The 24,646-nt window shown below is 70.1% G+C and carries 27 protein-coding genes; 9 read left to right on the plus strand and 18 right to left on the minus strand.

Annotated features, from left to right (window positions below; all coding sequences use genetic code 11):
* Window positions 1–9: 9 nt before the first annotated feature.
* The 4 genes from AXK60_RS08065 to AXK60_RS08080 form a co-directional block, all read right to left on the minus strand.
* The gene (locus AXK60_RS08065; RefSeq protein ID WP_068982505.1) at window positions 10–903 is read right to left on the minus strand and encodes a DUF559 domain-containing protein; all 894 of its coding nucleotides are present in this window, start codon (window positions 901–903) and stop codon (window positions 10–12) included.
* Between the two features lie 96 nt (window positions 904–999).
* Window positions 1,000–2,049, minus strand: coding sequence for a TerC family protein (locus AXK60_RS08070; RefSeq protein ID WP_068570547.1), 1,050 nt, complete (start codon window positions 2,047–2,049; stop codon window positions 1,000–1,002).
* Window positions 2,050–2,190: 141 nt separating this feature from the next.
* Window positions 2,191–4,863: an FtsK/SpoIIIE family DNA translocase gene (locus AXK60_RS08075; protein WP_175399962.1), complete on the minus strand. Its 2,673-nt coding sequence runs from the start codon at window positions 4,861–4,863 to the stop codon at window positions 2,191–2,193.
* Window positions 4,864–4,937: 74 nt separating this feature from the next.
* Entirely contained in the window at window positions 4,938–5,555 is a 618-nt protein-coding gene (locus AXK60_RS08080) for a TIGR03085 family metal-binding protein (RefSeq protein ID WP_068570548.1), read from the minus strand.
* Between the two features lie 95 nt (window positions 5,556–5,650).
* Here AXK60_RS08080 and AXK60_RS08085 point away from each other — a divergent pair, with 95 nt between their 5' ends.
* From AXK60_RS08085 to AXK60_RS26270, 6 genes are all read left to right on the plus strand, one after another.
* On the plus strand, window positions 5,651–6,253 hold the full coding sequence (locus AXK60_RS08085; RefSeq protein WP_068570549.1) for a hypothetical protein: 603 nt from the start codon (window positions 5,651–5,653) through the stop codon (window positions 6,251–6,253).
* Window positions 6,253–6,834 (plus strand): hypothetical protein, encoded by a 582-nt coding sequence (locus AXK60_RS08090; protein ID WP_068570550.1) that lies wholly within the window; start codon window positions 6,253–6,255, stop codon window positions 6,832–6,834. Before AXK60_RS08085 ends, AXK60_RS08090 begins: the two co-directional genes overlap by 1 nt.
* A complete protein-coding gene (locus AXK60_RS08095) occupies window positions 6,831–7,406 on the plus strand; it encodes a hypothetical protein (protein ID WP_068570551.1) in 576 nt (191 codons plus the stop codon). The genes AXK60_RS08090 and AXK60_RS08095 overlap by 4 nt, the downstream gene beginning before the upstream one ends.
* Entirely contained in the window at window positions 7,403–7,987 is a 585-nt protein-coding gene (locus tag AXK60_RS08100) for a hypothetical protein (RefSeq protein WP_068570552.1), read from the plus strand. The genes AXK60_RS08095 and AXK60_RS08100 overlap by 4 nt, the downstream gene beginning before the upstream one ends.
* Window positions 7,984–8,559: a hypothetical protein gene (locus tag AXK60_RS08105; protein WP_139057820.1), complete on the plus strand. Its 576-nt coding sequence runs from the start codon at window positions 7,984–7,986 to the stop codon at window positions 8,557–8,559. Before AXK60_RS08100 ends, AXK60_RS08105 begins: the two co-directional genes overlap by 4 nt.
* A 266-nt stretch (window positions 8,560–8,825) precedes the next feature.
* A complete protein-coding gene (locus AXK60_RS26270; protein WP_139057821.1) occupies window positions 8,826–9,164 on the plus strand; it encodes a hypothetical protein in 339 nt (112 codons plus the stop codon).
* A gap of 71 nt (window positions 9,165–9,235) precedes the next feature.
* Here AXK60_RS26270 and AXK60_RS08115 read toward each other — a convergent pair whose 3' ends face one another.
* From AXK60_RS08115 to dapB, 11 genes are all read right to left on the minus strand, one after another.
* Entirely contained in the window at window positions 9,236–11,194 is a 1,959-nt protein-coding gene (locus tag AXK60_RS08115; protein WP_068570555.1) for a ribonuclease J, read from the minus strand.
* Between the two features lie 3 nt (window positions 11,195–11,197).
* Window positions 11,198–12,091, minus strand: a complete 894-nt coding sequence (gene dapA, locus AXK60_RS08120) for a 4-hydroxy-tetrahydrodipicolinate synthase (RefSeq protein WP_068570556.1) — start codon at window positions 12,089–12,091, stop codon at window positions 11,198–11,200.
* 43 nt (window positions 12,092–12,134) lie between these two features.
* The gene (locus AXK60_RS08125; protein WP_068570557.1) at window positions 12,135–12,605 is read right to left on the minus strand and encodes a dihydrofolate reductase; all 471 of its coding nucleotides are present in this window, start codon (window positions 12,603–12,605) and stop codon (window positions 12,135–12,137) included.
* A complete protein-coding gene (locus AXK60_RS08130; protein WP_082777903.1) occupies window positions 12,606–13,403 on the minus strand; it encodes a thymidylate synthase in 798 nt (265 codons plus the stop codon).
* A gap of 35 nt (window positions 13,404–13,438) precedes the next feature.
* Window positions 13,439–14,296 carry an esterase/lipase family protein gene (locus AXK60_RS26870; protein WP_217491764.1) on the minus strand — a complete coding sequence of 286 codons (858 nt, stop codon included), beginning with the start codon at window positions 14,294–14,296 and terminating at the stop codon, window positions 13,439–13,441.
* A gap of 35 nt (window positions 14,297–14,331) precedes the next feature.
* Entirely contained in the window at window positions 14,332–14,862 is a 531-nt protein-coding gene (locus AXK60_RS08140) for a DinB family protein (RefSeq protein WP_068570559.1), read from the minus strand.
* Between the two features lie 49 nt (window positions 14,863–14,911).
* On the minus strand, window positions 14,912–16,144 hold the full coding sequence (locus tag AXK60_RS08145; RefSeq protein ID WP_082777904.1) for an HNH endonuclease: 1,233 nt from the start codon (window positions 16,142–16,144) through the stop codon (window positions 14,912–14,914).
* 75 nt (window positions 16,145–16,219) lie between these two features.
* Window positions 16,220–16,684: a flavodoxin family protein gene (locus AXK60_RS08150; protein ID WP_068570561.1), complete on the minus strand. Its 465-nt coding sequence runs from the start codon at window positions 16,682–16,684 to the stop codon at window positions 16,220–16,222.
* Window positions 16,684–17,235 carry a maleylpyruvate isomerase N-terminal domain-containing protein gene (locus tag AXK60_RS08155; protein ID WP_068570562.1) on the minus strand — a complete coding sequence of 184 codons (552 nt, stop codon included), beginning with the start codon at window positions 17,233–17,235 and terminating at the stop codon, window positions 16,684–16,686. The genes AXK60_RS08150 and AXK60_RS08155 overlap by 1 nt, the downstream gene beginning before the upstream one ends.
* Window positions 17,235–17,705, minus strand: coding sequence for a hypothetical protein (locus AXK60_RS08160; RefSeq protein WP_068570563.1), 471 nt, complete (start codon window positions 17,703–17,705; stop codon window positions 17,235–17,237). Before AXK60_RS08160 ends, AXK60_RS08155 begins: the two co-directional genes overlap by 1 nt.
* A 5-nt stretch (window positions 17,706–17,710) precedes the next feature.
* Entirely contained in the window at window positions 17,711–18,454 is a 744-nt protein-coding gene (dapB, locus tag AXK60_RS08165) for a 4-hydroxy-tetrahydrodipicolinate reductase (RefSeq protein WP_068570564.1), read from the minus strand.
* A gap of 23 nt (window positions 18,455–18,477) precedes the next feature.
* Here dapB and AXK60_RS08170 point away from each other — a divergent pair, with 23 nt between their 5' ends.
* Genes AXK60_RS08170 through AXK60_RS08180 form a run of 3 tightly spaced genes read left to right on the plus strand, consistent with a single transcriptional unit; the run spans window position 18,478 to window position 20,389 of the window.
* Window positions 18,478–18,858: an MmcQ/YjbR family DNA-binding protein gene (locus AXK60_RS08170; RefSeq protein ID WP_068570565.1), complete on the plus strand. Its 381-nt coding sequence runs from the start codon at window positions 18,478–18,480 to the stop codon at window positions 18,856–18,858.
* Window positions 18,859–18,868: 10 nt separating this feature from the next.
* Window positions 18,869–19,846, plus strand: coding sequence for a magnesium transporter CorA family protein (locus AXK60_RS08175; RefSeq protein ID WP_068570566.1), 978 nt, complete (start codon window positions 18,869–18,871; stop codon window positions 19,844–19,846).
* 51 nt (window positions 19,847–19,897) lie between these two features.
* Window positions 19,898–20,389 carry a TspO/MBR family protein gene (locus AXK60_RS08180; protein WP_068570567.1) on the plus strand — a complete coding sequence of 164 codons (492 nt, stop codon included), beginning with the start codon at window positions 19,898–19,900 and terminating at the stop codon, window positions 20,387–20,389.
* Here the strand turns inward: AXK60_RS08180 and AXK60_RS08185 are convergent.
* From AXK60_RS08185 to AXK60_RS08195, 3 genes are read right to left on the minus strand one after another with little or no spacing between them, the layout of a single operon-like run.
* Complete coding sequence (locus AXK60_RS08185) at window positions 20,315–22,498, minus strand: MMPL family transporter (protein ID WP_082777905.1); 2,184 nt, start codon at window positions 22,496–22,498, stop codon at window positions 20,315–20,317. The two genes, AXK60_RS08180 and AXK60_RS08185, sit on opposite strands and share 75 nt — an antisense overlap.
* Complete coding sequence (locus AXK60_RS08190; protein WP_068570568.1) at window positions 22,495–23,337, minus strand: GNAT family N-acetyltransferase; 843 nt, start codon at window positions 23,335–23,337, stop codon at window positions 22,495–22,497. Before AXK60_RS08190 ends, AXK60_RS08185 begins: the two co-directional genes overlap by 4 nt.
* Window positions 23,334–24,617, minus strand: coding sequence for a lysine N(6)-hydroxylase/L-ornithine N(5)-oxygenase family protein (locus AXK60_RS08195; protein ID WP_068982506.1), 1,284 nt, complete (start codon window positions 24,615–24,617; stop codon window positions 23,334–23,336). The genes AXK60_RS08190 and AXK60_RS08195 overlap by 4 nt, the downstream gene beginning before the upstream one ends.
* Window positions 24,618–24,646 lie beyond the last annotated feature (29 nt).

A 24,646-nucleotide genomic window follows, 5' to 3' on the forward strand; every position in this document is an offset into this window, starting at 1 on the left:
TCCGCACCGTCAGGACGCCGCGCCCCGGCGCTCGCGGAGCACGGCGACCACGGCCTCGACGGTCCCTACGGGATCGTTGACGACGTCGTGCCAGGTGAAGGCGAGGACGGTGAGGCCGCGACGGGCGAAGTCGTTGCGCTTGTCGTGGTCGCGCTGGAAGCGGACGGCGTCCTTGTGGAAGGCCCACCCGTCCACCTCGACGACCAGGTTCTCCTCCGGCCACGTGAAGTCGGCGCGGTACCGCCCGATCGGCAGCTGTGTCTCCCAGCCGCTGATCCCCTCGGCGCGCATGAGGTCGGCGAACTCGCGTTCCGCCTCCGACTCGGTGTCGGACTCGACGACCTCCACGACGCGCCGAGCCTCCGCCATGCCGCGCCGACCGGCGTTTCGATCCAAAGCACCGGTCAGACTCGAGACAGTGACCTCGGCGGTCTGCAGCGAGCGATCCATGAGCGTCGTGGCGTCCGAGCGCACGCCGACACAGTCGAGCAGGGTGAGAGGTCGGCGCGTCACCGACAGCCCGCGAACCACCTCGATGTCGTCCGCGAGCAGGTCGCGCCGGTGGATCTCGAGTGGCGCGAGGTATCGCGGTGACCGATGCCGTTTCGTAGGCGCGGAGACGGTGGTGGGCAGAGGCGGATCCTCGACCATGCCGTGCCACCACAGCGCGGTCTGGGCGTCGGCGACTCCACCGGTCAGCGCCACCGCCCCGCGGATGCGGGCCGCGTCGGTGAAGTGGTGGGCCGCGACCAGGTACACCCCTCGCCCTAGGGCGATCCACTCACCTCGCGCGAGCCGGCCCCCGATCGCGCGGGGTGTCAGTCCGCATTCCCTGGCCTGGGTGGCGGTGATCACGCCATCGTTGTCAGCCAGGATCGTCCAGAGACGAGTCGATTCCCCCATGTCAATTGGACGCACCGGTGACGAGCGCGGTTCCGCCACCGGCGCTGTGCTCCGAACATCACCTGCCAGGTGGTGTTCGGAGCACAGCGATCTCGGTTAGTTCTCCCGGGTGCTGGTGCCGCTGCCGGAGTCCGAACCCGAGTCGCCGTCCGCCAGCGCCCTCCGGCTGTCCCGCTTGGATTTGATCAGCGACGCGACGGTCGTGATCACCAGCACGCCGAGGATCACGGCCAGCGACAGGCCGGTCGAGATCTCCGGCACCGCGACGTGCTGTCCACCGTTGAGGAAGGGCAGCGTGTTCTCGTGCAGGGCGTGCAGCACCAGCTTGACGCCGATGAACCCGAGGACGATCGACAGGCCGTACGAGAGGTACACCAGGCGGTCGAGCAGGCCGCCGATGAGGAAGTACAGCTGGCGCAGCCCCATGAGCGCGAAGGCGTTCGCCATGAACACCAGGTAGGGCTCCTGGGTGAGGCCGTAGATCGCGGGGATCGAGTCGAGGGCGAAGAGGACGTCCGTGAAGCCGATGACGACCAGTGCCAGGAGCAGCGGCGTCGCGACCTTCTTGCCGTCGATGCGGGTCACGAGGCGATCGCCGTCGTACTGCTCGGTGGTCGGGACGATCTTCTTGAACAGGGCGGCGACGCGGCCCTCGCGCTCCTTCTCGTCCTCGACCGGCCCCTCCTCGGACGAGGCCTCGCGGACCAGTTTGATCGCCGTGTACAGCAGGAACGCGCCGAAGATGTAGAACACCCAGGAGTACGCGGAGATCGCGGCGGCGCCGACGGCGATGAACCCAGCGCGCATGACGAGAGCCATCACGATGCCGATCAGCAGGACCTTCTGCTGGTAGATCCGGGGCACCGCGAACTTCGCCATGATGATGACGAAGACGAACAGGTTGTCCACCGAGAGCGCCTTCTCGGTGACGAACCCCGCGAAGAACTCCCCGCCGTACGTCGACCCGGACACCGCCCACACCCCGAGGCCGAACAGCGCAGCCAGCCCGATGTACACCGCCGACCAGAAGCCGGATTCCTTGAGCGAGGGCTCGTGCGGCGTTCGGACGTGACTGTAGAAGTCGAAGACGAACAACCCGAGAACGACCAGGATCGAGACGATCCAGACGAGCGCAGAAACGTGCATTGCATACACCTCCGGTACAGATCCGGAGGTCTCTCCCGACCCGACCAGCGGGTCCGGCGTGCCCGGGTGGATGTGGATCCACCGTGTTGACGTTCACGCCGCGAGCGGGATACTCCCCTCACGCATGCAAGCAGAACTGTATCAGAAGTCCGGTTCGTCCGCTTCCTGAGCGACCTCGCCGCCGCCTCGCAGCACCATCATCAACCCGGGCAGCTCGTCGGGCGTGACCAGCACGTCGCGCGCCTTCGAGCCCTCGGACGGCCCGACGATGTCCCGGCTCTCCATGAGGTCCATGAGCCGCCCGGCCTTCGCGAACCCGACGCGCAGCTTGCGCTGCAACATCGAGGTCGACCCGAACTGCGAGGACACCACCAGCTCGACGGCCTGCAGGAAGACGTCCAGATCGTCGCCGATGTCGGGGTCGACGTCCTTCTTCTCGACCTTCGTCTCGGTGACCCCGTTGGCGTAGTCGGGCTCCGCCTGCGTGCGCACGAAGTCGACGACGGAGGTGATCTCCTCGTCCGTGATGAACGCGCCCTGCATGCGGGTCGACTTGCCGCCCATGGGCAGGAACAGCGCGTCGCCCATACCGATGAGCTTCTCGGCGCCGGGCTGATCGAGGATGACCCGCGAGTCCGTCAGCGACGAGGTCGCGAACGCCAGACGGGAGGGCACGTTGGTCTTGATCAAGCCGGTCACGACGTCGACCGACGGTCGCTGCGTCGCGAGCACCAGGTGGATGCCGGCGGCGCGAGCCTTCTGCGTGATCCGGACGATCGCCTCCTCGACATCGCGCGGGGCGGTCATCATCAGGTCGGCGAGCTCGTCGACGATGGCGACGATGTACGGGTACGGCCGGTAGACCCGCTCCGACCCCAGCGGCGTGGTGATCTCGCCCGACTTGACCTTGCGGTTGAAGTCGTCGATGTGCCGCACGCGCGAGGCCTGCATGTCCTTGTACCGCTGCTCCATCTCCTCGACCAGCCAGGACAGCGCCGCGGCGGCCTTCTTGGGATCGGTGATGATGGGCGTGATCAGGTGCGGGATGCCCTCGTAGGGCGTCAGCTCGACCATCTTCGGGTCGATGAGGATCATCCGCACCTCGTCCGGGGTGGCGCGGGCGAGCAGCGAGACCAGCATCGAGTTCACGAAGCTCGACTTGCCCGAGCCCGTTGAACCGGCCACCAACAGGTGGGGCATCTTGGCGAGGTTGGCGTTGACCATCTCGCCCTCGATGTCCTTGCCCAGGCCGATGACGAGCGGATGGGTGTCCTTGCGCGTGTTGTCCGCGGCGAGCACGTCCGCGAGGCGGACCATCTCGCGGTCGGTGTTCGGCACCTCGATGCCCACGGCGGACTTGCCGGGGATCGGCGCAAGTAGCCGCACGTTGTCGGTCGCGACGGCGTAGGAGATGTTGCGGTGCAGCTGGGTGACCTTCTCCACCTTCACACCGGGGCCGAGCTCGAGCTCGTACCGCGTCACCGTCGGGCCGCGGGTGTAGCCCGTGACGGCCGCGTCGATCTTGAACTGCTCCATGACGCCGGTGATCGCGTCGATCATGGCGTCGTTGGCACTGGTCCCGGCCTTGGCGGGCTCGCCCTCGATGAGCAGGTCCGCCGGGGGCAGGATGTAGTCCTCGCTGTCGATCGTCCGCGCGACCGTGAACTCGCTCGCCTTCGGCGCGGGCGGGGGCGTGTGGTCCTTGACCACCGGCGCGGCGCGGCGCGCGCGGACGGGCGGGGCCGCCGGCTCGACCTCCACCGTGGGCTCGTCAGAGGGCTCGGGCTCCGGCGTGATCGGTGCGGTCACCTGGTCCGACGGTGCCTCCTCGACCTGCTCCGCAGCCTTCCGGCGACGCGCGGGACGCTTGGGCGGCTCGGGGTCGGCCGGGTAGTTGTCGTACGGATCGCCGTAGGGCGAGAGTGCGCGGGTGGCGTTGTCGTTGCCCGTGTCGAAGTCGAAGGGCACGTCGAGGTCGCCGTCGAGCGGCTCCTCGTCGCCGTACTGCTCACGCATGTCGACGCCGAAGTAGAACTTGAGCCGGTCGACGATCTCGCGCACCGTCATCCCGCTGACCAGCAGCAGCCCGAACGCGGCGACCAGCACGAGCAGCGGGACGGAGATCCACGCCGTGAAGCCGTCGGTGAGCGGGCCGCCCACGACGTAGCCGAGGTAGCCGCCGGCGGCGCAGCGGCCGTCGAAGGTCGACGGTCCGCCCGAGCCGATGTGCAGCAGTCCGAGGAAGGGCAGCACGATGAGCGCTCCGCCGACGCGGTGCCGGACGTGCGCGGACGGATTGTCGGGGCGGCGCATCATGATCACGCCGAGCGCGATCGCGAGCGGCGGAACGAGAACGGCGAACCACCCGACCACGGCGCGGACACCGGTGGAGAAGAAGGAGCCCACGGGCCCACCGGCGTCGAAGTACACCGCCGCGCCGAGGATGATCGCGATCGCGAACAGGGCCAGCGCCAGTCCGTCGCGCGAATGGGTGGGGCGAGGAATCTCCCCGGTCACGGCGGGAGCGGCGGCAGCTGCGGGTTCACCGGGGCCGCTTCCGGTACGGACGGCCCCGCCGACGCCCTTGGCCAGCAGTTTCCAGCCGGCGCCGAGGCCGCGGCCCACTCCCCTACCGGCCGCCGAGGCGACCCCCGAGCTCTTCGCCGCGCCCGCGCCGCCCTGCTTGGCACGGGTCCGCGGAGCCGCCTGCCGGCTGCGAGTCGGGCTCGCCGCGCGGCTGCCGCCGCGGGCGGAACCGCGGGAGGTGGCGGCGCGATTGCTCGACTGCGCGCGACTGGTGGTCTTCGATGCCATGGGGGCAGTCTATCGACATTAACCCCACCCGTATCAAGTGCCACACATGTAACAGCAGCGAGAGCGGCGGGTCGCTACATGGACCTGACGACGGAACCGAGCAGATCGATGTCGGCATCGGCGCCCTCGAACGTGATGAGCGCCTCGTCGCGCCCGAAGGCCCACATGGCGACCTCGCCGATCGCGCCGATCACGGCGACCTCGGGTCCGCGTCCGACGGTCGCGACCGTGCCGGTCTCCGTCGTGAGGCTGATCCGCAGCGGCGCGCCGCGCAGCGTCATCCGCGCCATCCGCGCGACGACCGAGGTCAGACCGCGTTGGACGCGCTCGTCGAGGGCACGCGGCGTCCAGCCGGGCGTCGCACGGCGGATGTCCTCGGCGTGCACGAAGTACTCGCCGAGGTTCGCCTGCTCGTCGACGAGCCGGAACGGCGAGAACCGGGGAGGTCCGCCTGCGACCGAGGCGAGGAGCTCGTCGAACGGACGGGCGGCGATGCCCGCCTGGACCCGCTCCGTGTAGCCCGCGAGCGGCGGGACCATGATCCCCGCGACGGCGTCGAGCCGCCCCTCGCGCAGGACGAGGTGGGCGAGAAGTTCGCGCACCGTCCAGTCCCCGCAGAGCGTCGGGGCGTCGGGGCCGGCGGCGCGGGCCGCGTCGACGAGTGCAGCGCGCTGTATGCGAGCAGGTTTCACGTCGCCACCCTATCGCCTCGCGACGGGGCCCGACCGCGTCCGAAAGACACGGGGTTCTGTAGTGAAATTCAGATGCACTGTCGTATACTTCGCGCATGATTGCGAAGACCACGCAGACGTCCATCCGTACGCGGTTCGCCTCGGCGACCGCGATCGTCGCCACTGTCGCCGCGGGCGCGACACTCGCCGCACCGGCGGCCTCCGCCGCACCGGTCAACAGCGCCCTGGTGCTCACGCAGGCGCAGTTCCCGGCCGGCTCCACCGACTACCGCGCCGGGCGACTCCGCGGCGGCGCCATCAACATCAGGGCGGGCGCTCCGCAGCCGTGCGTCGACGCCGCGAACCGGCTCAACGCCGCGACCACGACCGCACAGAACGCCGGCGCCGCCGCCCGCAACGGCTACTCCTCGATGGTCAGCATCGTCATCTCCCCGATGCAGGGCGGCCTGTGGCGCTCGATGGCGCAGGCCTGCTCCGGCCGGGTCTCCGAACTCGCCGTCCCCGGCGACCTCGCGCGCTACAACCCCGCGGTGATCACCTACGGCGGCAAGACCGACTCCACCATCGAGGGCGCGGCCGATGTCAACGGCCACACCGTCAACGTCCTCGTCCGCGGCCTGTCCGACACCCCCGCCAACGCCGCCAAGTTCTGGCAGGTGTTCCGCGCGCAGATCCAGAAGGTGCAGGCGGCCCGGTGATGCGCGCCCGTCACGTTCTGGTGGGTTCGACGGTGACCCTCCTCGCCTTCGCGGGCCTCCCCGCGATCGCGCAGGCGGCGCCGGTGGTTCCGGCACGCGCCGTTCTGGCCGCACACGAGTTCCCGGCGGGAACGACCGGCTACTCCGTCCGGTCCGAGGTCGGCGAGCCGGCCGGAGAGCTGATCTCCGACACCGCGTGCGGGGCTGCGGAACACCGCGTCGACAAGGCCCTCGCAGGTGCCCACAGCACCGACGCCAAGGCCCGCCGCGGTGCACTCGACCTGGAGACGAGTGTCATCGAGCGTCCGATGGCCACCGTGATGCGTGATGTGATCACGACGTGTTCGGCGAAGCTGCGCTACGGCACCCGCGCGATCGTGAAGCCACTTCCGGCCGACCTGAGCCGCCACCAGGGCTTCACGGTCAGCACCGGCGACAACCAGACTCTGATCGCCGTCGTCGAGGTCCGCGGCGCGTCCGTCGGCGTCCAGGTCGAAGGCACATCGACAGCACCCGCCGACGCGGCCGTGTTCTGGCAGCTCGTCCGTGCTCAGGTCGCCAAGGTGGAGCGGCAGCCGTGATCGCCCGACGGTTCGCCGCCGCAGGCGCACTCGCTCTGGGCGCCGCCACGGTGCTCCCGGGCGTCGCGAACGCCGCTCCCGTACAACCGCGAGCCGCGATCGTGTCCGCCGGTGAACTACCGGCGGGCAGTTCGGGCTACACACTGTCGACGAAAGTCGCACAGCCGCCGACGAAGCCCGCTCGCGATACCCCGTGTGATCGCATGGCGCACCGGATCGAGACCGCACTCGCCGGGAGCACGACCGTCGAGGTGTCGGCGACACGAGGCACCGATGAGATCCACGTGGGTATCTCCGAAGGGTCGGGCGTCAGCACCGCCCGCGACGTGATCACCGCATGCAACACCGATCCCGGCGTCGTGCCCCAGGCGACCGTCGGAGCCCCTTCCGACCTCGCCCGCCTCGCACCGTTCATCACTCGCACTCGAGACGGCAAACTGCTGCAGGCGACGATCGCCCTCCGCGGCGTGAGCGTCACCGTCTATGTCGTGAACATGGATCGCTCGGTCGACTCCTCGATCTTCTGGCAGGTCTTGCGGGCTCAGGTCGCCAAGGTGGAGCGGCAGCCGTGATCGCCCGACGGTTCGCCGCCGCAGGCGCGCTCGCACTACTGATGGCCAGTGCCGTCCCCGCACTGAGTGCCGCGGCCCCGGTCGATCCGGCCCGAGCGATCCTGTCCGCGGCCGAGTTCCCCATCGGCAACGACGCGTCGTACCGGGTCACGCACACCGTCAATCGTGCGCCGACCAAGGCATCGGGCATCACCAGCGACGGCTGCGAACTCGCCGGCGTGCGGATGATGAGCGCCGCCGCGGGATCGCGATCCACGGAGGCAATGTCGTTCCAGGGCAAGACCTACGCATCGGTGGAACTGACGGACCGTGCTCTGGTGACTCCCATCCGCGCGGTGATGGACGCGTGCCGGACGACACCGGACGCCGACGTGCCGGTGCTCATCGGCACACCCGCGGAGTTCACCCGATACCGACTGATCGCCGGCGCCGCGTCACACGGCAAGGAGCTGAACGGCTGGGCCGAGGTCCGTGGGGTCACCGTCCAGGTGGTGGTGGACGCGAGCCCGAATCCCCCTGACTACGACACCTTCTGGCGACTGTTCCGCACCCAGATCGCCAAGATCGAGAGGCAGCGATGACCGCTCGTCGAGCCCTGGCAACCGTAGTGATCGGCGCGGCGATCGCTTCGATCTTCCCGGCGACCGCGTACGCCGCGCCCGTCGTCCCGGCGCGCGCCGTACTCACCGCGGCGGAGCTCCCCTCCGGGAGCAAGGACTACATGGTCTTCCCGATCGCAGCATTGCCCGCCCCGACGGGGCCCGCTCCCAACACGTCCTCGCAGTGCGAGACGGCGTCCCATGCGCTGCAGACGTCACTTGCCGGTGTGCCCGCGGTGGAGGCGGAGGCGTGGCACGGGGACACGCACTTCTACGCGAGCGTGGTCGGCCGCGCCGCGACAGCGAAGTTCACCGCTCAGGACTCGGCGTGCGGTGAGACGGCCAACGCCACGAGGCTTCCGGTCCCGGCCGACCTGGTACGACTCGACCCGGTTCTCCTGCGGGTGAACACCCACCGAATCACCGGCATGGCCGATGTCCGCGGTGCGACAGTGGGGGTGATCGCCTCGTCGCCGGATGACAGGCCACTGAGCCTCGATACGTTCTGGCAGGTGTTCCGCGCTCAGGTCGCCAAGGTGGAGAGACAACCGTGACCTGCCGGCGGTTCGCTTCCGCAGCGGTGATCACGATCGTCGTGCTGGCCGCTGCCGGCTGCGATCGGCCCTCCGGGCCGCCACCGCACCCGCTCCACGGACTCGCGCTCGTCGAATCCGACCTACCGACCGGGATCACCGCGTTCAGATCGAACGAGAGTCAGTACGGCACCACCGTGACGGGCGGAACCGAGGAGCCCTGCCATACCGCTTCACGCAACCGCGAGCGTTCGCGCGACGGTGCGGCGGTCGCATCATCGTCCGCCATGAAGCAGCACATCTGGATCCGCGCCGAGGTCGTCAACGTCCGGCTCGCGATGCAGAACACGAACGTCGAGCTGGCGTGCGACGAGAAGGCTCGGCTGGCGCCGACGCCCGAAGACATGCTCGCGAATCCGCCATCGGTACTCGAATACCGCACCGGGAACGGCCGACTCGCCGCGATGCACGGATTCGTCGACATCGACGGTCGATCGGTCGACGTGTTCTTGATGAATCGCGCACTGTGGGCCGACGAAGCGGACGCCCCGGCCGACACCGTCGACCCCGGCGACTTCTGGAAGGTGTTCCGCGCTCAGATCGCGAAGGTCGAAGCGGCGGCGTAAGGAACATCATTCGAAGCGTTCTGCGAGATCTCCCGGAAGAAACCTCGCAGAACGCTTGAAGAAGATGTTCGCTACTCCCCCACCACCATCACGGTCGGCACGATCATCGGCCGGCGACGGTAGGCCTTGTCGACCCAGCGACCCACGGCCCGTCGAACGCCCTGGGCGATGCGGTGGGCCTCCTTGACGCCCTCGGCGGCCAGGTCGGCGAGCACGTCCTCGACGAGCTGCTCCGCCTCCTTGAGCGCGGTCGGATCGTCGGAGAAGCCGCGGCCCGACACCTCGGGCTTGCTGACGGCGTTGCCCTCCTTGTCGATGGCGACGCTGATCGAGATGAAGCCGCCCTCGCCGAGAACCAGCCGGTCGGACAGGGTGGACTCGCCCACGTCGCCCACCGAGTTGCCGTCCACGTACACATGGCCGACGGGCACCTGCCCGACGATCTTGGCGACGCCGTTCACGAGGTCCACCACGACGCCGTCCTCGGCGAGCATGATGCGGTCCTTCGGCACACCCGTGGCCTCGGCCAGGGCGGCGTTGGCGCGCAGATGCCTCCACTCGCCGTGCACCGGCATGGCGTTGCGCGGGCGCACCGCGTTGTACAGGTACAGCAGCTCACCGGCGCTGGCGTGGCCGGACACGTGGACCTTGGCGTTCTGCTGGGTGATCACCTTGGCACCCAGCTTCGACAGCCCGTTGACCACGGCGAACACGGAGTTCTCGTTGCCCGGGATGAGCGAGCTGGCCAGCACGATCAGGTCGTTCGGCGAGATGGTGATGTTGCGGTGCTCGCTGCGGGCCATCCGCGACAGCGCGGCCAGCGGCTCGCCCTGCGAGCCGGTGGAGATCAGCACGACGCGGTCGTCGGGCAGCGAGGCGGCGGTGTCGAGGTCCACCTCGACGCCCTCCGGCAGGTGCATGTAGCCGAGCTCCTGCGCGAGCGCCATGTTCCGGACCATCGAGCGGCCGACGAACGCGATCCGCCGGTTGTGCGCGACGGCGACCTCGGCGATCTGCTGGATGCGGTGCACGTGCGAGGCGAAGGACGCCACGATCACGCGGCCCTTGGCGCGACCGATCACGTTGTCGAGAACGGGGCCGATCTCCCGCTCGGGGGTCACGAAGCCCGGCACCTCGGCGTTGGTCGAGTCGACGAGGAACAGGTCCACGCCGGCGTCGCCGAGCCGCGAGAAGCCCGCGAGATCGGTGAGGCGGCCGTCGAGCGGCAGCTGGTCGAGCTTGATGTCGCCGGTGTGCAGCGCCACCTGACCGCCGGCGTGGATCGCGACGGCGATCGCGTCGGGGATCGAGTGGTTGACCGCAAAGTACTCGCACTCGAAGGGGCCGTGGCTCGTCGACTCGCCCTCGCGGACCTCGACGAGCTTCGGCCGCAGGCGGTGCTCGTCGCACTTGGCCTTGACCAGCGCCAGCGTGAACTTCGCGCCCACCACGGGGATGTCGGGCCGCAGACGCAGCAGGAACGGGACGGCGCCGATGTGGTCCTCGTGGCCGTGCGTGAGGACGATCGCCTCGACGTCCTTGATCCGGTCCTCGATGTACCGGAAATCCGGGAGGATCAGGTCGACGCCGGGCTGCTGGTCCTCGGGGAAGAGCACGCCGCAGTCGACGATGAGCAGCTTGCCGTCGTACTCGAAGACGGTCATGTTGCGACCGATCTCCTTGATGCCGCCGAGCGCGACGATCCGCATGCCGCCCTTGGGCAGCTTGGGCGGGGCGCCCAACCGTTCGACGGGCGCCGACGGTGCCTTCTGCCGGTCGTTGCCGCGCCGCCCGCCACCGCGGCGACCACCGCCGTCCTTCGCCGCAGCCTTCTGCGGCTGCTGCGCGGGGGCTTTCGCCGCCGTCGCCTCGGAGGCCTGAGCCACCGGGGCCTTCGCTGCCGGGGCCTTGTCCTCGACGACGACACGCGCCGCCGAGGTGGCGATCACCGGCTTGGGCTCGGCAGGCGGACCCGCCTGTCGGGTGGCCTTACGGCCCCGTCGGGCTCCACCTGCTGCACCGTCGGTCATTGTTTAGAGCACCCCCGCTTGGGTCAGTAGCGCTGCGAGCCGGTCGCGCTGTTCACCGGTGGGCGGCACCTGCGGCAGGCGCGGTACCCCCATATCAAGGCCCTGCAGGGCCAGTGCCGCCTTCGAGAAGGTCACGCCGCCGAGGCCGGCCATGGCCTCGTAGACGGGCCCGAGGGAGGCGTTGATGTCTCTGGCGCGGGCGTTATCGCCCGCGTAATAGGCGTCGCGCATCGCGCGCAGCTGCGGCGCGACGACGTGCCCGATGACGGAGACGAAGCCCAGCGCGCCCACCGACAGCCAGGGCAGGTTCAGCGGGTCGTCGCCGGAGAGGAACTGGAGGTCGGTCTCGGCGATGAGCCGCGCGCCGGCGCCGAGGTCGCCCTTCGCGTCCTTCACGCCGATGATGTTCTTGTGCTCCGACAGCTTCCGCAGCGTGTCGGTCTCGATCTGCACGACGGAGCGCGGCGGAATGTCGTAGAGCAGCACGGGCAGGTCGGTCGCGTCGGCCACCGTCGTGAAGTGCGCGAGCAGGCCGGCCTGCGGCGGACGGGAGTAGTACGGGGTGACCACGAGGAGTCCGTGCGCGCCGGCCTCGGCGGCGTCGCGCGCGAAAACGGCGGACTCGTCGGTGTCGTACGTGCCGACGCCCGCGGTGATCTTCACCCGGTCGCCGACGGCCTCGATGACCGCCTTGAGGAACTGGATCTTCTCCCACGGCTGCGTGGTGGGCGACTCGCCGGTGGTGCCCGCGACGATCAGTCCGTCGCAGCCCTGATCGGCCAGGTGCGACGCCAGCTTCTGCCCTGCTTCGAGGTCGAGCGTGCCGTCGGCCTTGAACGGGGTCACCATCGCCACGGAGATCGTGCCGAACGGGGTGGTGGGCGGTGTCGCACTCATAAGTGTCAAGGCTACCCACCCGACTGCGGAAAGCTGCTATTGGCTAGTGGTTGCGCCGGTAGGTCAGGTGCCGGTAGCGCAGTCCCGACGATGACTCGCTCCACCCCGGCTCGTCGTCGAGCGCGAATCCCTCCGGGACCGACGGTGCCGTCGTGTCACCCTCGATCGCGGCGTCGACCTCGGTGACGGCCAGGACATCAGCGAGAGGCAGTGCGGCGGTGTAGATCTCGCCGCCGCCGATGACCCACACGTCGCCGTCCGGGAGGGTGAGATCGTGCTGGACCTCCGCACCGTCGGCCTGCCAGGACCGGTCCCGAGTGACGACGATGTTGGTGCGGCCCGGGAGGGGCCGGAACCGCGGCGGGAGCGAGTCCCACGTGCGGCGCCCCATGAGGACCGTGGCGCCCGCGGTGGTCTCGCGGAAGAACTTCATGTCCTCCGGGATGTGCCACGGGATCCCGCCGTCCGCGCCGATCACTCCCCCGCGTGCCTGCGCCCAGATGAGGCCGATCATCTACACGGCCACCGGGGCTTTGATGGCGGGGTGGTGCACGTAGTCGCGGACGGTGATGTCGCTGTACTCGTAGTCGAAGATGCTGGGCCGCTCGGCGAGTTCGAGCCGCGGGTACGGGTACGGGTCGCGGCTCAGCTGCTCGGTGACCTGCTCGACGTGGTTGTCGTAGATGTGGCAGTCACCACCGGTCCAGACGAAGTCACCCGGCTCGAGGCCGACCTGCGCGGCGACCATGTGGGTGAGCAGCGCGTAGCTGGCGATGTTGAAGGGCACGCCGAGGAACAGGTCGGCGCTGCGCTGGTAGAGCTGGCAGCTGAGCTTCCCGTCGGCCGCGTAGAACTGGAAGAAGGCGTGGCACGGTGGCAGCGCCATGTTCTCGATCTCCGCGACGTTCCACGCGGAGACGATGTTGCGCCGGCTGGACGGGTTGGTACGGAGCGTCTCGATCGCGGTGCTGATCTGGTCGATGTGACGGCCGTCCGGCGTGGGCCAGCTGCGCCACTGCACGCCGTAGACGGGGCCGAGTTCACCCTCCGGCGAGGCCCACTCGTCCCAGATCGTGACGCCGTTGTCCTGGAGCCATTTCACATTCGAGTCACCGCGCAGGAACCACAGCAGCTCGTACGCGATGGACTTCATGTGCACCCGCTTGGTGGTGATGAGCGGGAAACCCTGCGACAGGTCGTACCGGAGCTGGCGACCGAACACGCTGCGCGTCCCGGTACCGGTGCGGTCCGGGCGGTGCGTGCCGTTCTCCATCACGTCGCGGAGCAGGTCTTCATAGGGCGTCGCGATCACAACGTCAGTCTAGAGGCGACCCCTGACACGTTCGTTCACGGCGCGGCGAGCCGCCCGATCACCCACCCCGCGACCTGGGGACTCGACCGCAGCGACCCATGGTCGACGGCGGGCGCGGCGGGGAACGCATCCTCGTAGAACACGTTCGTCACACCGGGTTCTTCGATGAACGAACACGTGCCCGCCGGGGTCGCGACCACATCGCGCTTCGTCGCCATCACCGAGTACCGCACACCGGGCTGAGCGAGCGCACCGTCGAAGATCGCGTCGAAAACGGGTGATCCCGGAGCGAGCTGCAGCGGTCCCGCCGCGGACGGCATCAGACGGGCGAGCAACGCCGGCACTGCGGGCACCGCCCGGAACAGGGGGAACGGCGACGTCGGCAGTCCCATGGATTCCGCGAAACCCCGCCCGTCACAGTGTGAGGTCTCGGGTGCGAGGAACACTGCGTCGGCGACCTTCGGCGCACCGTGCTCCACCTTGAGGAAGTGATTCGCCACAACACTGCCCGCCGAATGCGCGACGATCGCCACCTGCTGGGCGCCGGTACGGACGAGCACCAGGTCGACGAACGCGTTCAGGTCCCGGCCGGCAGTCGGCACATCCGCCGCCCAACGATTTCCGTCCGAGCCGCGAACCTGGAACACCAGCGTGCAATACCCAGCACCTCGCAGCGCATCCGTCGTGGTGCGCCACTGCGCGTCGGTCTGGTCGACGGTGCCGTCGCCTCCCGGCAGCACGACGACGGGGTGCGGACGTTCCGGCGTCGCACGACAGTCGATCGGCGGCACAACGGCGTCGCCCGCCTTCGCAACGGGCGGGCCGAGGAACCACACGACGCCCAGCGCACCGACCACGATGACAACTATCACCAGTACACCGATACCGAGCACCTTCAGGAGTCGGCGAAGCAACCGCACCGCGACGTTCACGCCACGCTGACGCGGGCTGCACGGATAAGCCGCAGCTGCCCGATCTCGGCGATGTTCTTCATCAACTCGGCGTTGACCCAGGCGATCTGGTCGCCGACGGTCAGCCCCGCGTCGCCCGGCCACGGATAGGCGGACGGCTCGTCGAGCCACGCATCGGTCAAGCCGTCGAGCACCGTCAGCCACTCGTCGCGGAGGCCGTTCAACCAGGCGACGGCATCGTCGGGTCCCGGCCACCGGACGTCCTCGCGGGTCCGAATGGGCCGGCCGAGCACGTGATCCCCGGTGGTGCTCCACCACCAACCGATGTGCCAACTCAGCCACGCCATGGTCGGCACCAGGATCGGGTCGGGCTCGGTATCCACCCAGTCCGCGACCCACTCGCCGCCGCCGGCGCACCGCATCGTCCAGCACACCGGCGCGGGCTCCCACAGGAAGTCGTCCGGCGTCAGTTCGGCGAGGTGCACCTCCCCCAGCGCCCAGGTCAGGTCGAACTGCCGGCGCAGGAGGTCGAGACGCGAGTCAGCCACGGCTGAAGCCTATCGGCGTCGACTCCCCAGCGTCCTCACTCCGGAAGAGCTATGCCGCCTGGTTCGGGGCGGTGGATCGGTGGACATGCCCTGTCGGGGTTCGGGTTTCGACGGTGTGCCGCCCTGACGGGTCGTCAACGGTTGCGCTGCGCCAGCCGGGGGCTTCCTTGGCGTAGTTGCACGCCGCGCACAGGCCCTGCCCGTTCTCCAAACTCGTCGCTCCGCCTTTCGCGTGCGGGGTGACGTGGTCGGTGTGCGCGATCGGTGCGTCGCAGTACGGGGTGCGGCAGTACCGATCCCGCACCCGGATGACCTCCGCCAACCCGTCAGGGAAGAGCCGCTGCCGCGAGTCCATCGCCACCACCGCCCCGGTCTCCGGCGCTATGAACAAGCGGCGCACCCAGGCGACGCCCTTCGCGGTGGCCTTCCCGATGAGGTTGCGGGCGATCTCCACGGGCATGATCCCGCCACCGTCGAGATGCGCGGTGCCGGGCTGATCGCCCAGCAGCACCTCCGCCGAGACAGTGAGGTTGACGGCGACCGGCTGGCCGTCTGCGGCGTCGCGGCCAGTGAGGCGGGCGAACGCGGTGTCGGCCATGAGCTGCGGCCGGGTCCGTAGTTCCTGATCGTGACCCACATGAGTGTCGGCGTGCTTGCGCAGCGCGGCGTAGGCGCCGACGGCCTGCGCCATCGGCAGCAACAGCGATAGCCGGGCCATGCCCTCCGGCTGCGGCCGCAGAGTGACCTTTCGGTCCTTCTCCGCCGCCGCATTCCGGTCCACCGTGGCCTGCGCATCCAAGCGGTAAGCGACCTGCTCAACCTTCGCCGCCAGCTGCTTCAATCCCAACCCGGCCAGCACCGCTGGATCCGCGCACAGCTCGACATCGGCCTGCTGTCGCTCGGAGATGTCCAAATGCGACAGTCCGGCCAGCAGCGCCGGTATCGCTTCCGGGGACAGGTCCCCGTCGTAGAGGCGGGCGCGGGTGTGCGGCATGTAGTTCTCCAACTCCACCGCCCGCGCCAGCACCCGGCTGGCGGTGTTCGGAGAGATGTGCAAGGCGAGCGCGACCTCCCCGGCGACGCCCTGCTGCCACCGATCCTGCGGCACGCCCGCCGCGACCCGCTCGCAGACCCGTTGCCGGAGCAGGTCCGCGGCGAGCGCGTACTGTTCGACCGCCAACCGGCACCGCTGGATTTCACTCGAACGCAACCGGTCCACCACTTCCGCACCCACGGCACCATCAGGAGGCGGATCTTCCTCTACCGCAATGTTTTCATCCATACCAGGACGCTACCCGGACCCACTGACAAGTTTTCGAGGTGAAATCCCGCATCGAATGTACGGGCCACCGAGTTGTCACACTGACATGAGCTGCGCGGCGACGGTGGCACCGAGATTCCAACACGCCTCGAGGTCCGCCTTCGTGGGCTTCCCCGACACCACGACGTGCGGCGTCACCTTCTCCCACCCGAGCCCGGCGGTGATGGAGTCGACGGCGCGCACGGCACCCTCGCCACCCTCGTTCGCATGCAGGTACAGCCCGAACGGCCGGCCGCGGGTGGCGTCGAGGCACGGGTAGTAGATCGTGTCGAAGGCGTGCTTGAGCGCGCCCGAGATGTATCCGAGGTTCGCGGGTGTGCCGAGGACGAACCCGTCGGCGGCGAGCACGTCCGACGCGGTCACCGACAGCGCGGCTCGCCGCACCACCTCCACGCCCTCGATCTCGGGATCGGTGGACCCGGCGATCACCGCCTCGAACATCTCCTGGCAGTGCGGAGACGGCGTGTGATGCACGATCAGGAGCCGGCGCTGCGTATCCATCAGGACCGTCCCGCGAACGCGAGCAGGCGATCGGCAGGCGCATCGGAAGCAGCCACACCCGCCGCAGCGAACATGCCGTGTGCCCGCAGGTCCTCGATGACGGTCGCGCCCTCCTCGAGGAGGTACTCGGTGACGGTGGCGGACGGTGCCCACGGCAGCGACAGCCCCACGCAGAGGTCCCGGGTGTGGAGGGCCAGCTCCATGATCCGCATCGTCAGGAGGTCCCGGCCCGGTCGGGGCCCGGCCCGGTGATCGACCGTCGCGTCGAGATCGGCCGCATCGAGACCCGCGCGGAACAGCCTTTCGTAGCGCCAGAACTCGCCGATCGGGTCGGTTCCGACGTAGTCGTTCTCGCGCGTGGTCGCGGTGTCCGCAGCGCTCGCACCATCGAGCAGCATCGCGTACCGGTGCCCACCGCCCACCACGTGATCGATCAGCTCACGGTTGTCCCACCCGTCGCAACCGCTCGGTTGATCCAGCGATTCGCCCGCAGCGGCCACCGTGCCCGCCCAGTACGCCTCGGCGTCGGTCAGCACGTCCACCGCGGCCATCAGCGCGACTTCTTCTCCAGCGAGACGGCCTTGGTCATCCAGTCCCGCGCCCGGGACCGGTCGCCGGCGTAGTCGTAGGCGCGGGCCAGCCGGTAGGTGTTCACCCAGGAGTCGGGATCGGCCTCGTACTCCGCCTTGACCTCGGCGAACAGCGCGTCCGCGGCGTCCCGTTGAACCCGGCCGGACGGCATCTTCGGCAGGTCCGAGACGTCCAGGTCGCGCCCCAAAGCCTTCGCCGACGCCGCCAGCCTCTGGTGCGCGTAGCCGTTGCGCAGCACGGACCACAGAATCCACAGGCCCATCACGCCGACGAGCACCATGCCGATCGCGAGACCGATGTTCACCGCGCCGCCGCGGCCGGCGATCATCGACGCCCACACGCCGATCAGCCCGATGTACAGGAGCATCGCGACCGCGAGGAACCCGATGACCAGGAGCTGCCCCAGGTTGCCGCGCTCGCGCTGTGTCATGCCACTCACAGATCCATGAACGGCTCGATGCCCACCGTGAGGCCGGGCCGCGTCGAGATGCCGCGCACCCCCAGCAGCACACCGGGAACGAACGAGCTGCGGTCGAGCGAGTCGTGCCGGATGGTCAGGGTCTCGCCCTGGGTGCCCAGCAGGACCTCCTGGTGGGCGACGAGGCCCGCGACGCGCACGGAGTGCACCCGGACACCGTCGACCCGGGCGCCGCGCGCGCGGTCGAACTCGGCCGAGGTGGCGTCGGGCATCTTGCCGCGACCGGCCTCCTCGCGGGCCTCGGCGATCAGCTCGGCGGTGCGGCTGGCGGTGCCGGACGGCGCGTCGGCCTTGTGCGGGTGGTGCAGCTCGATGATCTCGACGGAGTCGAAGTACTTCGCGGCCTGCGCGGCGAAGCGCATGCACAGGACGGCGCCGATGGCGAAGTTCGGGGCGATCAGCACGCCCACCTCGGGCTTCTCGGCGAGCCATTCGCGCACGGTGTCGAGGCGGTCGTCCGTGAAACCGGTGGTGCCGACCACGGCGTGGATCCCGTTGTCGATGAGGAACTTCAGGTTGTCCATCACCGCATCGGGGTGGGTGAAGTCGATCACGACCTGCGTGTTCGAGTCGAGGAGGCCGGTGAGCATGTCACCCGCGTCCACCGCCGCACTCAGCGATAGATCGTCGGCCGCCTCCACCGCGTCGACCATCGCGCGGCCGACCTTGCCACCGGACCCCAACACACCCACGTTCAGCATGCGCCCGACGATACCCTGGGCCGGTGACCGCCCGACCAGACGTTCCCGACGCGTGGATCGACCGCCTCGCCGGCATCCTCGAGGCCTTCCCCGAGTGCGTCGCCGACCGTGCCTGGGTGGGCACGCGCTGGCGCGTCCGCGGTTCGACGGTGGCCCACGTCTTCGGCGGGGAGGACCAGCTGTTCCGCCTGATCTTCCGCGCGGAACCGGGCGAGGTCCCGGCGTTCGAGAACCTCGGGGACCCGTACTTCCGGGTGAACTGGGGCGAGAGCACCGTCGGGATCCTCGTCGACGAGGCCACCGACTGGGACGAGGTCGCCGAGCTCCTCACCGACTCCTACTGCGTGCAGGCTCCCGCGGCCCTGGCGGAACTCGTCGAGCGCCCGCCCGTGGCCGGGTCCTAGGGTTGCGCGCATGGACGTGACCATCCGCACGTGGAACGAGGGTGCCACCGGTGAGCCCTGCTTCGATCGCTCCGACCACGCGGAGGTCGTCACCGCGGAGGACGCGCTGACGCGGAAGTCCGGCCTGACCTGGGTGGACGTGCTGGACCCGACGGAGGCGCAGTTCGCGCCGCTGGCCTCGGCGCTGCACCTGGACAAGCTGGCGGTGGAGGACGCGCTCACCGTGCACGAGCGCCCGAAGTCGCTGCGCTACGGCGAGATCCTGTTCGTCACCGCCTACACGGTCACGGAGGACGGCTCGACGAGCCGCATCTCGATGTTCCTGTTCGCGCACGGCGTGCTCACCGTCCGGCTGGGCCCCGGCTTCGACGTCGAGGGCGTCGCCGATGCCATTGCCGAGAACGCCGACCTGCTCCGCTTCGGCCCGCACGCCCTGGAGCTCATGTTGCTCGACGCCGTGGTCGACGGGTACACCGCGCGCATCACCGCGGTCGACGAGAAACTCGACGACGTGGAGTCGATCCTGTTCGACAACCGCTCCAGCGACCGCGTCTCGCAGGTCGCCTTCGAGTTGCACAAGAACGTGGGTGAGCTTCGCAGGATCGTGCTGCCGATGCGCGACGTGGTGGGCTCGCTGCTGCGCCGCGTGTCCGCGGCGACGGAGAAGCACGACCTGCTCCCCTACGCCGAGGACGTCTACGACCACACGATGCGCGCCGCGGACTGGACCGAGGGCCTGCGCGACGCGGTGGAATCGGTGCGCTCGACCAATCTCGCGCTCGTCGACAACCAGCTCAACACGGTGATGAAGAAGCTCACCAGTTGGGCGGCGATCATCGCCGTCCCCACGGCGATCACCGGCTACTTCGGCCAGAACGTCCCGTACCCCGGGTTCGGCAAGGAGTGGGGCTTCTGGCTCAGCCTGCTCGTGATGGCGGCGATCGCCGGCGGCCTCTACGTGGCGTTCAAGAAGCGCCGCTGGCTCTGAGCGCCGCCCGCTCGCCGAGCGGGACGGCGATGACGCGCCTACTCTCGGAGGATGACCGGATCGTCCGATTCGCGCTCGCGGTGGCACCCGCTCGCGCTGGTGATCTCGCTCGCCGCGGTCGCGGTGGTCGCGCTGCTGGGCGGCCTGGCTTCCGCGGACGCAGCCGACGAGTACGCCCGTCTGGCCCAGCCGCCGTGGGCCCCGCCCAGCGGGCTCTTCGGCCCCGCGTGGGGTCTGTTGTACCTGCTGATGGCGATCGCCGTGTGGCTGGTCTGGCGACGGAACCCGTCCTGGAACAGCCGGGCGATCCAGCTCTACGCCGTGCAGCTGCTGGTGAACCTCGTGTGGACGCCGCTGTTCTTCGCACTGGAGCTGCGCGCCGTCGCGCTCGGGGTGATCGTCCTGCTCGACGTGCTGGTGATCGCGACCATCGCCGCGTTCAGCGCGGTCCGGCGCATCGCCGCGCTGCTACTGGTCCCCTACCTGGGCTGGATCCTGTTCGCCACGGCGCTCAACTACTCGATCGTCATGCTCAACTCCTGACCCGCCGCGGGGCCACCAGTTCGCCGTGCCCGCGATCCGCATGAAGGCCGGCAGCAGCACCAGCCGCACGAGCGTGGCGTCCAGTAGCACCGCGATCGCGAGCCCCACCCCGAGCATCCGCATGAACGAGACCTCCGACAGGCCGATCGCCGCGAACACCACGGCCATGAGCAGCGCCGCCGCGGTCACCACCCGGGCCGTGCTCGCGATGCCGCGGGCCACGGCCTCGTCGTTCGCCTCGCGGTCCCTGCCGGGCGCCGCCCGCCACTCCTCCCGGATCCGCGAGAGCAGGAAGACCTCGTAGTCCATCGACAGCCCGAAGGCGATGCAGAACATCAGCACCGGCATGTCCGCGATGAGGTGCCCGGTCACCGTCGTCCCGAGCCCGCCCAGGTGCCCCTCCTGGAAGATCCACACCATCGCGCCGAAGGTCGCCGACAGCGACAACACGTTGAGCACCAGCGCCTTCAGCGGCAGCAGTACGCTTCCGGTGAGCAGGAACAGCAGGATGAGGGTCGTGACCGCGATCGCCCCCAGCACCCGCGGCGCCGCTCCGAGGATCGAGTCCACGGCGTCCCGGTCGGCCTGCGCCGCACCGGCGAACAGCGTCGCCCCCGGCGCGGGCACGGCGCGCAGCGCGTCGAGTTCCGCGCTCCCCTCCCCCGACCGCGGGTCGTGCTCGCCGGCCACCGTCATCAGCACCCGACCGCCGGACCGGGAGGTCGGGTCGCCGTCGGCGATGCGTTCGCCGCGCAGCCACGTCCCGTCCGGCCCGACGACGGGGCCGGTGATCCGGGACAGCTCCCGGGCGTAGTCCTCCAATCCCGACGGTGCGCCCTCCACCAGGACGAGCACGTCGGCGGTCGGGTTGGGGCGGAAGGCCGTTCGCAGCTCGTCGCCCACCCGGTGCGACGATGCCGCGGTCGGCAGCGCGCGGTCGTCCGGGTAGCCGAGCTTCGCGCCGAGGAAGGGCGCGCCGAGCGCGAGCAGCGCCACCACGACGGCGATCGCGAGCGGGACGGCGCGGCGTTGCACGGCGCGAACCATGCCGTACCACCGGGATTCGTCGGTGGGCCGCGGCCCGCCACCGACCCGGAGGCGGTCGATCCGATCCCCCAGCAGAGTCAGGATCGCCGGTGTCACCAGCAGCGTGGCGCCGGCGGTGAACGCGACGACGACGATGCCCGCATAGGCGAAGGACCGCAGGAAGTACATGGGGAAGAGCACCATCGCGGCGAGGCTCAGCCCGACCGTCACGGCGGAGAAGACGACGGTGCGCCCCGCCGTCGCCATCGCGACGACGAGCGCCTCCTCGCGGCCCCGCTCTGGCACCTCCTCGCGGTAGCGGCTCACCACGAGCAGCGTGTAGTCGATGGCCAGCGCGAGGCTCATCGCGGTGATGAGGTTGAGCGCGAACACGGAGACGTCGGTGGCCTCGGCCACGAGTCGCAGCAGCCCGGAGGTGGCGATGATCGCCGCGACGCCGACCACCACCGGCACCGCCGCGGCGACCAGGCCGCCGAAGGCCCAGACCAGCACGAGGAAGGTGAGCGGGAGCGCGATGAGCTCGGCGCGCACCAGATCCCGCCCCGACTGCTCGTTGATCTGCACGTAGGTCATCGCCTCGCCGCCGGCCACGACGCGCACCCCGTCGGGTGGGCGCGGCAGGGAGTCGACGATCTCCCGCGCGTGGTTCGGCGCCTCGCCGGTGCCGCCGGCGATGCTCGCCACCACCAGGCCGGTGCGCCGGTCGCCGGAGGTCAATCGCGCCGCCGCGGCGGGGTCGGACCACGCGGACACGGCGGACTGGACCGCGGGCGTGGCCCGCAGCCGTTCGGTCAGGGCGCGGCCGTACTCGGCGGCCGCGGCATCGGAGGCCTCCGCGTCGCTGCGCACGGAGAGGACCAGCGAGGACCCGCCGCGGCGGAAGTCGTCCGCCAGGATCTGCTGGGCGCGGGCGGATTCGGCGCGCGGGTCGGTACTGCCACCGCTCTTGAGCGCCCCGCCGACGCCGGCCCCGAGAGCACCCAGGACGACGAGCAGGAGCACCGCCGCGCCGAGCACGGTGCGGGGCCGCGCAGCGACCCACCGGCTCAGGCGCGCGATCACAGCGCCGCGAGGAACGAGCGGACCTCGTCGAGGCACCCCGCCCGCCGCATCCGTTCGTCCTCGAAGATCACGAGGAAGTCGGCCATCTCGAAGTCCGGATCGTACGAGGGCATCCCGCACACGACGCCGCCGTAGCGGACGGCGATCCGGATGGTGGGCGGCACCAGGTCCTCGTCGGTGCCCTCGGGCCGCGGCAGCTCGGCGAGCGGCACCCCGCCGACGGCGACCGGCCGGATCGGAGTGGCACGGACGTCGCCGTCGGCGAGCGCGTGGTTGTCGGCGAGGAAGCCGAGCGCGGCGCGGACCAGCGCGGCGCGGGGGTGCACCCCGTCCTCCATCCGGACGGACATGCAGCCCATGGCGAACCGGAACCCGGCGCGCTCGTAGAACGCCAGCAGCGCGATCCGCAGGAGCACCGAGACCACGCCGCCGCGATGATCCGCGGCGATGGTCGCTCGGCCCCACTCGGCCACGTCGTCGGCCATCGCCGCGAACGCGGGGCTCAGCTCGAACATGCTGGTCGTGAACACCTCCCGCTCGCCGCGCGGCGCGGGCAGGATGATCCGGTAGCAGCCGACGATCTCGTCCGTGGGGTCGTGCCGCACGAGCAGATGCGCGCTGTAGTCGTCGAACCGGTCCACATCGATCAGTCTGCCCAGGCGCTCGCTGAACACGGCGCCCGGCAAAGGCGCGCCCAGCTCGGTGGAGAACGCGTCGTACCGCAGGGCCTGCGCGCGTTCGACATCGCGCGGGTCCTGCGCCACGAACACGGTGAAGGGGGTGCGATCGGTGGCGCGGAACAACACGGTGCCCGCGACCGAGGTCTCCCGAGACGTCATGGCGCTTCCTCCCGATCCAGCGCGCGGGCGATTTCGCCCGCGCGGACGGCGACATTCGACAGCAGTGTGGTCCCCAGACCATGGCCCGGGAGGTCGGCGCCCTGCACGTAGAGCCCGGGGACCTCGCGGCCGTCGATCACCGCGCGGTGCGAGCGCGCCACCCGGACCTCGGCACCGGGCGGCGCGATCCCGCTCAACCCACTGAGGCCGCCGGGCTCGAAACCGGTGGCGCACACCACGGCGTCGAACACGCTGGTGCTGGTCTCCCCGGTGGTGACGCGCCGCAGGGTGACCTCGACGCCTCCCGGGCCGGTCCGCGCGGCGCGCACCTCGGTGGTCCGGTGCACGCGCAGGCGCCGGGGCCCGGTGACCGCCTCGCGGTACCAGCGGTCGTACAGCTCGTGCGTCAGCGCGTGCTCGACCGCCGCGTAGTTGGTGTTGCCGTGCCGGCGCAGCAGCTCGGTGCGGACCTCGTCCGGCGCGGCGTCGAACTCATCGACCACGCCGGGGTCGAAGACCTGGTTCACGAACGGGCTCTCGTCCACCGCGGCCAGCCCGAAGCCGTGGAAGGCGAGGTCGACCGCCGCGCCGGCGTCGTGCAGGTGGATCGTGACCTCGGCCGCGGACTGTCCCCCGCCGACCACGAGGATCCGCGCGGCGGGCAGCCCGCCGGGGAGTTCGCGGGCGAGGTCGTCGAGCCGCGGCAGCAGATCGATGTTGTGCAGGATCCGGTCCGTATCCGTCTGCGCCCGGGCCCATTCGGGCAGTACCGGGCGCAGGCCGCGCGCGACGACCACCGACCGGGCCCGAGTGGTGCGCTCCACGCCGTCGGGGCCGCGGTGCCGGACGGCGAATCGCGCGCCGTCGGCGCTCTCGGACAGGTCGGTCACCTCCTGCCCGTAGGCCACCAGCCCGGTGAACGACGATGCCGCCCAGGCGAGGTAGTCGGCGAACTCGGCCCGCTCGGGGGTCAGGACGGCACGGTTGACGAAGTCCACGAGCCGGCCGCGCGCGCCGAGGTAGGCGACGAAGGAGAACGGGCTCGTCTGGTTCCGCAGTGTCACGAGGTCCTTGAGGAACGCGATCTGCATCGAAGTCCCGGGCAGCAGCATGCCCGGGTGCCACGCGAACTCGGGCCGGCGTTCGAGGAACCGGACCGTGCGCCCGGGGACCGCGGTCTCGCCGAGCGCTATCGCCAGGGCGAGATTCGCCGGGCCGAACCCGACGCCGAGCACGTCGACGCGACCCCCATCGACATCCGCCCCTGGTCTGGAACGCATCGTGAACTCTCGTCGCCGGTGCGGACGCG

Origin of the sequence: Tsukamurella pseudospumae, from assembly GCF_001575195.1 — a bacterium.
In the GTDB taxonomy this organism is placed as follows: Bacteria; Actinomycetota; Actinomycetes; order Mycobacteriales; family Mycobacteriaceae; genus Tsukamurella; species Tsukamurella pseudospumae.

Excerpts from the sequence above, each read along its gene's own strand:
- AXK60_RS08065 (WP_068982505.1), bottom strand. The coding sequence starts at position 903 with ATGGGGGAATCGACTCGTCTCTGGACGATCCTGGCTGACAACGATGGC.
- AXK60_RS08070 (WP_068570547.1), bottom strand. The coding sequence starts at position 2,049 with ATGCACGTTTCTGCGCTCGTCTGGATCGTCTCGATCCTGGTCGTTCTC.
- AXK60_RS08075 (WP_175399962.1), bottom strand. The coding sequence starts at position 4,863 with ATGGCATCGAAGACCACCAGTCGCGCGCAGTCGAGCAATCGCGCCGCC.
- AXK60_RS08085 (WP_068570549.1), top strand. The coding sequence starts at position 5,651 with ATGATTGCGAAGACCACGCAGACGTCCATCCGTACGCGGTTCGCCTCG.
- AXK60_RS08090 (WP_068570550.1), top strand. The coding sequence starts at position 6,253 with ATGCGCGCCCGTCACGTTCTGGTGGGTTCGACGGTGACCCTCCTCGCC.
- AXK60_RS08105 (WP_139057820.1), top strand. The coding sequence starts at position 7,984 with ATGACCGCTCGTCGAGCCCTGGCAACCGTAGTGATCGGCGCGGCGATC.
- AXK60_RS26270 (WP_139057821.1), top strand. The coding sequence starts at position 8,826 with ATGAAGCAGCACATCTGGATCCGCGCCGAGGTCGTCAACGTCCGGCTC.
- AXK60_RS08115 (WP_068570555.1), bottom strand. The coding sequence starts at position 11,194 with ATGACCGACGGTGCAGCAGGTGGAGCCCGACGGGGCCGTAAGGCCACC.
- dapA (WP_068570556.1), bottom strand. The coding sequence starts at position 12,091 with ATGAGTGCGACACCGCCCACCACCCCGTTCGGCACGATCTCCGTGGCG.
- AXK60_RS08125 (WP_068570557.1), bottom strand. The coding sequence starts at position 12,605 with ATGATCGGCCTCATCTGGGCGCAGGCACGCGGGGGAGTGATCGGCGCG.
- AXK60_RS08145 (WP_082777904.1), bottom strand. The coding sequence starts at position 16,144 with ATGGATGAAAACATTGCGGTAGAGGAAGATCCGCCTCCTGATGGTGCC.
- AXK60_RS08150 (WP_068570561.1), bottom strand. The coding sequence starts at position 16,684 with ATGGATACGCAGCGCCGGCTCCTGATCGTGCATCACACGCCGTCTCCG.
- AXK60_RS08155 (WP_068570562.1), bottom strand. The coding sequence starts at position 17,235 with ATGGCCGCGGTGGACGTGCTGACCGACGCCGAGGCGTACTGGGCGGGC.
- AXK60_RS08160 (WP_068570563.1), bottom strand. The coding sequence starts at position 17,705 with ATGACACAGCGCGAGCGCGGCAACCTGGGGCAGCTCCTGGTCATCGGG.
- dapB (WP_068570564.1), bottom strand. The coding sequence starts at position 18,454 with ATGCTGAACGTGGGTGTGTTGGGGTCCGGTGGCAAGGTCGGCCGCGCG.
- AXK60_RS08175 (WP_068570566.1), top strand. The coding sequence starts at position 18,869 with ATGGACGTGACCATCCGCACGTGGAACGAGGGTGCCACCGGTGAGCCC.
- AXK60_RS08180 (WP_068570567.1), top strand. The coding sequence starts at position 19,898 with ATGACCGGATCGTCCGATTCGCGCTCGCGGTGGCACCCGCTCGCGCTG.
- AXK60_RS08190 (WP_068570568.1), bottom strand. The coding sequence starts at position 23,337 with ATGACGTCTCGGGAGACCTCGGTCGCGGGCACCGTGTTGTTCCGCGCC.
- AXK60_RS08195 (WP_068982506.1), bottom strand. The coding sequence starts at position 24,617 with ATGCGTTCCAGACCAGGGGCGGATGTCGATGGGGGTCGCGTCGACGTG.